This is a genomic window from Halorubrum tibetense, from assembly GCF_042661865.1.
GTDB lineage: Archaea > Halobacteriota > Halobacteria > Halobacteriales > Haloferacaceae > Halorubrum > Halorubrum tibetense.
In genome coordinates, this window is the sequence record NZ_JBHSWW010000147.1 from 1 (window position 1) to 6,036 (window position 6,036).

The 6,036-nt window shown below is 67.6% G+C and carries 7 protein-coding genes; 2 read left to right on the forward strand and 5 right to left on the reverse strand.

Annotated features, from left to right (window positions below; genetic code table 11):
• Positions 1-227 (forward strand): hypothetical protein (locus ACFQEU_RS10140; RefSeq protein ID WP_379781763.1); only part of this gene is annotated, 227 nt, incomplete at its 5' end.
• On the opposite strand, the gene ACFQEU_RS10145 is transcribed toward ACFQEU_RS10140, so the two are convergent.
• The 5 genes from ACFQEU_RS10145 to lipA all read right to left on the reverse strand — a co-directional run bounded on the left by ACFQEU_RS10145 (position 228) and on the right by lipA (position 5,672).
• Complete coding sequence (locus ACFQEU_RS10145) at positions 228-926, reverse strand: ABC transporter ATP-binding protein (protein WP_379781773.1); 699 nt, start codon at positions 924-926, stop codon at positions 228-230.
• 185 nt (positions 927-1,111) lie between these two features.
• Positions 1,112-2,062, reverse strand: a complete 951-nt coding sequence (locus ACFQEU_RS10150) for an ABC transporter ATP-binding protein (protein ID WP_379781765.1) — start codon at positions 2,060-2,062, stop codon at positions 1,112-1,114.
• A complete protein-coding gene (locus ACFQEU_RS10155; protein ID WP_379781775.1) occupies positions 2,055-3,353 on the reverse strand; it encodes a branched-chain amino acid ABC transporter permease in 1,299 nt (432 codons plus the stop codon). Before ACFQEU_RS10155 ends, ACFQEU_RS10150 begins: the two co-directional genes overlap by 8 nt.
• Positions 3,354-3,418: 65 nt before the next feature.
• Positions 3,419-4,540: a branched-chain amino acid ABC transporter permease gene (locus tag ACFQEU_RS10160; RefSeq protein ID WP_379781767.1), complete on the reverse strand. Its 1,122-nt coding sequence runs from the start codon at positions 4,538-4,540 to the stop codon at positions 3,419-3,421.
• Positions 4,541-4,733: 193 nt separating this feature from the next.
• Positions 4,734-5,672 carry a lipoyl synthase gene (gene lipA, locus ACFQEU_RS10165; protein ID WP_379781769.1) on the reverse strand — a complete coding sequence of 313 codons (939 nt, stop codon included), beginning with the start codon at positions 5,670-5,672 and terminating at the stop codon, positions 4,734-4,736.
• Positions 5,673-5,778: 106 nt separating this feature from the next.
• Between lipA and ACFQEU_RS10170 the strand changes: the two genes are divergently transcribed.
• A partial coding sequence (locus tag ACFQEU_RS10170; RefSeq protein WP_379781771.1) for an MATE family efflux transporter occupies positions 5,779-6,036 on the forward strand: 258 nt, incomplete at its 3' end.

Genomic DNA, 6,036 nt, shown 5'->3' on the forward strand with positions numbered 1-6,036 from the left:
CCGCCGCGGCCGACCTCACCGTCCTCGTGGGTGAACCCGCGGAGCCGAATCGGTCGGTCGTCTCGGCGGCGGACCGCGTCGAGCGGGTCGACATCGAGACGACGGCGGAGGGTATCGACGGCGTCCTCGACGCCGTTCGAGCGGCCATCGGGGAGGACGCGAGCCGGGGCGACACGGACTTGAGTGACACACGGACGGAGTCGGGTGAGACCGCGGACCCGCCGTGATCACCCGCCGAGGAAGTCCCGGCGGACGTCCTCGTCGCCGAGCAACACCTCGCCGCGGTCGGTGTACCGGTTCTCACCGTTCACGAGGACGTAGCCGCGGTCACAGCGCCGCAGCGCCTCCTTGGCGTTCTGTTCGACCATGAGTATCGCCGTTCCGGCCTCGTTGATCCGGTCGATCCGGTCGAACATGTCGGCGACGAGGTCGGGCGCGAGCCCCGCCGACGGTTCGTCGAGCAGCAACAGGTCGGGATCGAGCATCAGCGCCCGTCCCATCGCCACCATCTGCCGCTGACCGCCGGAGAGCGTGCCGGCCTTCTGTGACTCACGCTCGCGCAGGATCGGGAACCGCTCGTACACCGCCTCGATCCGGTCTTCCGGCACGCTGTCGAGGATGTACGCCCCCATTTCGAGGTTCTCGCGCACGCTCAACCCGGGGAAGACGTTGTCGTTCTGGGGAACGAACCCGATCCCTTCCCGGATGATCGACTCCGGCGCGAGCCCGTGGATCGGCGTCCCCTCGAACTCGACCGACCCGTCCATGTACGTCGTGAGCCCGAACACCGTCTTCATCACGGTCGATTTACCCGCGCCGTTCGGCCCGACGATGGTGACGTACTCCTCTTCGGCGACGTCGAGGTCGACGTTCGAGAGGATCTGGAGGTCGCCGTAGCCCGCGTCGAGATCGCGGAGCCGGAGCATCGCGTCGCCGACAAGCGTGTGCTCGGTTCCGGCGCCGCCGACCGCGTTCGCATCGGTGTCGATGCGGGTATCGCTGGTCGTATCCGCGTCCGCCGTGGGCTGGTCCTCACCGGTCGTGTCCGCGTCCGCTGCGGCCTTGTCCTCGCCAGTCGTGTCCGCGTCCGCCGCGGACCGCTCCGTGTCACTCATACGTCCTCCCCCAGGTACGCATCGATGACGCGTTCGTTCCGTCTGACGTCCTCCGGGTCCCCTTCGGCCAGTACGCTTCCCTGATGCATGACGATGACGTGTTCACAGTTGTTCATGATGACGTCCATGTCGTGTTCCACGAGGAGGAACGTGTACCCCTCCTCGCGGAGCTGATGGATCCGTTCGAGCAGCTTCTCCTCCAGCGTCGGGTTCACCCCGGCGAGCGGTTCGTCCAGTAGCACCACCTCCGGATCCGTCATGAGCGCCCGGGCCATCTCCAGGAGTTTGCGCTGGCCGCCGGACAGGTTCCCCGCGTACTCCGTGGCGACGTGGTCGATCTCGAAGAACTCCAGCGTCTCCCACGCGCGCTCGCGTATCGCCTCTTCTTCCTCGATCACCGCCCCGCGAAGGCCGGGCGTCACGGACTGTATCGCCGACTCGCCGCGCTGGCCCTTCGGCGCGAGCATGAGGTTCTCGAGCACCGTCATCTCCTCTAACTCGCGGGCGATCTGGAACGTTCGGACCAACCCCTTTCGGGCGATCTGATACGGTTCCATCCCCGTGATCTCCTCGTTCCGGAAGTAGACGTGCCCTCCCGTCGGCTGATGGACGCCGGTGATGCAGTTGAACGTGGTTGATTTTCCGGCCCCGTTGGGCCCGATGAGCCCCGTCAACGACCCCTCCTCCACCTCGAAGGAGGCGCCGTCGACCGCGGTGATCCCGCCGAACCGCTTTACGAGTCCGTCGACGCGCAGGGGGAGCGACCGCGGCGTGCTCCGGGCGTCCGCCTCCGTCTGACTGTCGTCGGGATACGCCGTCTCGGCCGTCGCGTCGATCGCGTCCGGGGTGTCGTCCGCGTCGGAGGTATCGTCCGCATCGGGGATGTCCCGCGCGGTGTTCGCGTCGTGGGCGTCGGTCTCATCGCCCGTCCCGTTCGGCTCACTCATCGTCATCACCTCCCGTGGGGCGGTGAGCGGGATCGACCGCCGCTGCCGACTCCATCCGGTGGCCAAGCAGTCCGTCCGGCCTTCGGTGCATGATGAAGATCAACACTAACCCGAGGAAGACGAACTGGAGCGGCGCGATGTTGTCCGTCGCGAACGCGAGGAACGCGATCGGGTCGAGCGAGGCGACCGCGTCGGCGAACGACGGCGGGGTCGGCGCGTCGATAGTGCCCCGGATCGTCGACCCGACCCGGCGCGGCCCCTCGAACAGCACCGTCGCGAACACGATCCCGCCGAGCACCGCCCCGGTGTTCGAGCCCGCACCACCGATGATAACGGCGACGAAGACGTAGAACGTTAGAAGCGGCATGAACTGCGGGGTCGGCGAGACGTTCCCCTGACTGCCGAACCAGAGGATCCCGGCGAGCCCCATCAGCGCACAGCCGATGGCGAACGTCTTGATCTTGATCAGGTCGACGTTCTTGCCGAGCGAGTCGGCGACGAGCTCGTCCTCACGGATCGCCTTCAGCGTCCGTCCGAACGGCGACCGGCCCAGACGCTCCAAGAGGACGTAGAACCCGACGAGGAAGCCGCCGAGCACGAACACGTACGCCCAGCCGATGAGGATCGTGTGTGAGATCCCCACTCCGCCGTCGCCGAGGACGCCGAACACGGCCGAGCCGAGAGCCGTGGGGTCGCCGGCGCGACCGTCGACCAGGAACAGATCGCGGACGGGGTTGCTCGGCATCCCCATGCCGCGACCGCCGCCGGTTCCCACGCCGATCGACTCCCTGAGGAACGTGTCGAACGCGCTCGACTGGAGCGTCAGCCGGATGATCTCCGAGAACCCGAGCGTGACGATCGCGAGGTAGTCGGCGCGGAGCCGGAGCGCCGGTAGCGCAGCGATCAGCCCGACGATCGCCGCCATCGCCACCCCCGCGATGATCCCGATCGGGAGCGGGAGGCCGAACCCCGGCGGGCCGAACGCCGGTTCCGGGGACCGGACGACGATCCCCATAGTGTACACGCCGACGGCCATGAAGCCGGCGACGCCGATGTTGAACAGCCCCGCGTACCCCCACTGGAGGTTCAACGCGAGCGCGGTGAGCGCGTAGACGAAGCCGAGGAACGTGAGCGTCCGCAACAGCCCGGCGACGCTGTTCAACCCGTCCGTGATCGTGAGCAGCGTCGCGGCCGCGTACACGACCGCCAGCGTGATCAACACCAGTCCGAGGTCGCTTCGCTGGGCGGCGTCCATCACGACGCGATAGACGCCCTCGTCCTCGGACGCCATCTCGGCGTCCCCCTCGTCGCGACCGTCTTCGGGTTCGCTTCCCCCGTCGGTGCGTGGCCGGCGCGTCATGCCGTCGAAACACCTCCGAAGATCCCCTCCGGTTTGAACAGCAACACGAGGATCATAACGGCGAACGCGGCCGCCTCGTTGAAGTCGGAGGGGATCCAGATGGTCGAGGTCGTGAACACGATCCCGATGACGAGACCCCCGGCGATCGCGCCGTACACCGAGCCGATCCCGCCGAGGATCACGGCGGCGAAGATCAGGAGGAGGAGCAGCCAGCCGAAGTCGAACTGGATGGTTCCCCGCAACAGGACGTAGAGGTACCCGGACGCCCCGGCGAGCCCACCGCCGATGATCCAGGTCGCGGTCACGACGCGCTCGGCCGGGATCCCGGTGACGAGCGCGAGGTCCTTGTTGTCGGCCATCGCCCGCATCGCGGTGCCGAGTTTAGTGTGCTGTAACATGAAATGCATGGCGAGCATCAGCCCGACCGCGGCCACGACGAGCGTCAGCTGGTGGGCGTTGATGGAGAGCCCGAGCGTCGGGATCGCCAAGTTGGAAGCGTCGACGCTTGCGGTCACGCCCCGCCGACTCGACCCGTAGACGAACTGTATCAGGTATCGCACGACGAGCGCGGCCCCGATGGAGGCGATGAGCAGCGAGATCCCGCTCCGGTCGCGCATGGGCTTGTAGAACGCCCGGTCCAGCGCGAGCGCGACGAGCGCCGTGATGGCGAAGGCGGCCACGAGCCCGACGAGGATCGCGATCGGCGTCGAGAGGACGTGCGCGCCGATCTCACCGGGGGAGACGCTTCCGGCCCCGCGGACGGTCAGGAGCGCTCGTATCGGTGCCTCGCCGAACGCGGCGATCAGGAAGGCGACCCCCCAGCCGGTGAACGCGCCCGTGCTGACGAGGTCGCCGTGTGAGAAGTTCGCGAACGAGAGGATGCTGTACGTCATCGAGAGTCCGACTCCCGCGAGGCCGATCACCAGCCCGATCACGACCCCGTTCCACAGGTTCGAGCCGAGCCGGCCCGTGGAGACGGAGCCACCGAGCGGGCCGACGGTGATCCCGGCGAGCTTGGCCGCGAGGTCGACGAGCAGGAGGATCCCGAACAGCGCGACGAGGGCGAGCCCCGGCCGCGCTCGTATCGAATCCGTGAGAGTCCGTTCAGTCGTTGCCATGTGTACGTGTCACTTACCCGTCGTCGGGCATCGATGGGTAAATAACTCGCTGTTGTGACAACGCTCGATCCGGCGTTCCGGGCCCCCTACGTGTTCTTGAACCGACATCCTGGCTGACGTGTCAGTTCCGTTGGGAGTGTTCGGTCCCGCCTGACGTGTTCGACGACGATTCCGACCCCCGGTTTCGGGGCCGTCAGTCCCCGCCGGCAGCTCGGGCGTGTCGGCGGGCCGCCTCCGCCGACCGGCCCTCACGCAAGAGGGCCTCGACGAACAGCTCGCCGGCCTTGTAGGAGGACCGAACCATCGGCCCCGAGGCGCAGTAGAGGAAGTCGAACTCCGTCTCGGCCACCTCTCGCCACGTCTCGAAGACGTCGGGGTGGACGTACTCGAACACGTCGAGATGCGAGCGCGACGGCTGGAGGTACTGGCCGAACGTTACCACGTCGACGCCGACCTCGCGGAGGTCACCGAGCGTCCGGTGCACCTCGTGGTCGTACTCGCCGACGCCGAGCATGAGGCTCGTCTTCGTATGGATGTCGCTCTCGCGGTCCACCTGATCGAGCACCGCGAGCGACTGTTCGTACGTCGCCCGCCGGTCCCGAACGGGCCACTGGAGGCGCTCCACCGTCTCGACGTTGTGCGCGATCACGTCCGGTCCCGCGTCGACGATCCGGCGGACTGCCTCGGGGTCGCCCGCGAAGTCGGGGATCAGCGTCTCGACGAGGATCCCGGGGTCGCGTCGTTTGATCTCGCGGATCGTCTCGGCGAAATGTGCGGAGCCGCCGTCCGCGAGGTCGTCGCGGTCGACGGACGTGAGCACGACGTAGTCGAGACCGATCTCCGCGACCGCGTCGGCGACGTTGGCGGGTTCGTCGGTATCCAGCGGGTCCATCCCGCCAGTCTCGACGTCACAGAAGTTACAGCCGCGCGAGCAGCGGTCGCCCATGAGCATGAACGTCGCCGTGCCCGGGCCGTCGCGGCCGGACCAGCATTCGCCCATGTTCGGGCAGTTCGCCTCCTCACAGACGGTGTGGAGGTCGCGGTCGCGGAGCGTCTCCGTGATCTCGGTGAACCGGCTCCCGGACGGTGGGCGGGATTTCAGCCAGTCCGGTTTCCGACGGCCGCGTTGCATACGCTATCCTTGGCGGCCGCGCGCAAAAACGTGCGGGTCAGCGACCCGATCGTATCCGGCACCGGTACTGTTTTATTATGCCTGGACAATCCCGGAACGATACCTGATGTTGGACGTCTCACAGGAGGAGATCACCGACGGCCCGATCGGTCGGGTCCTCCTGTTGCTCGCGGCGCCGCTCGTCGCGCAGAACCTCGTCTACGTCGCCAACGCGCTGATCGACACGTTCTGGCTTGGACGGGTGAGCGAGGAGGCCGTCGCCGCGGTCGGGTTGAGCCTCCCGATCCAGTCGCTGCTCGGCGCGACCGTCGTCGTCGCCGCGGTCGGCACCCAGATCCTCGTCGCCCAGCGGGTCGGCGCGGAC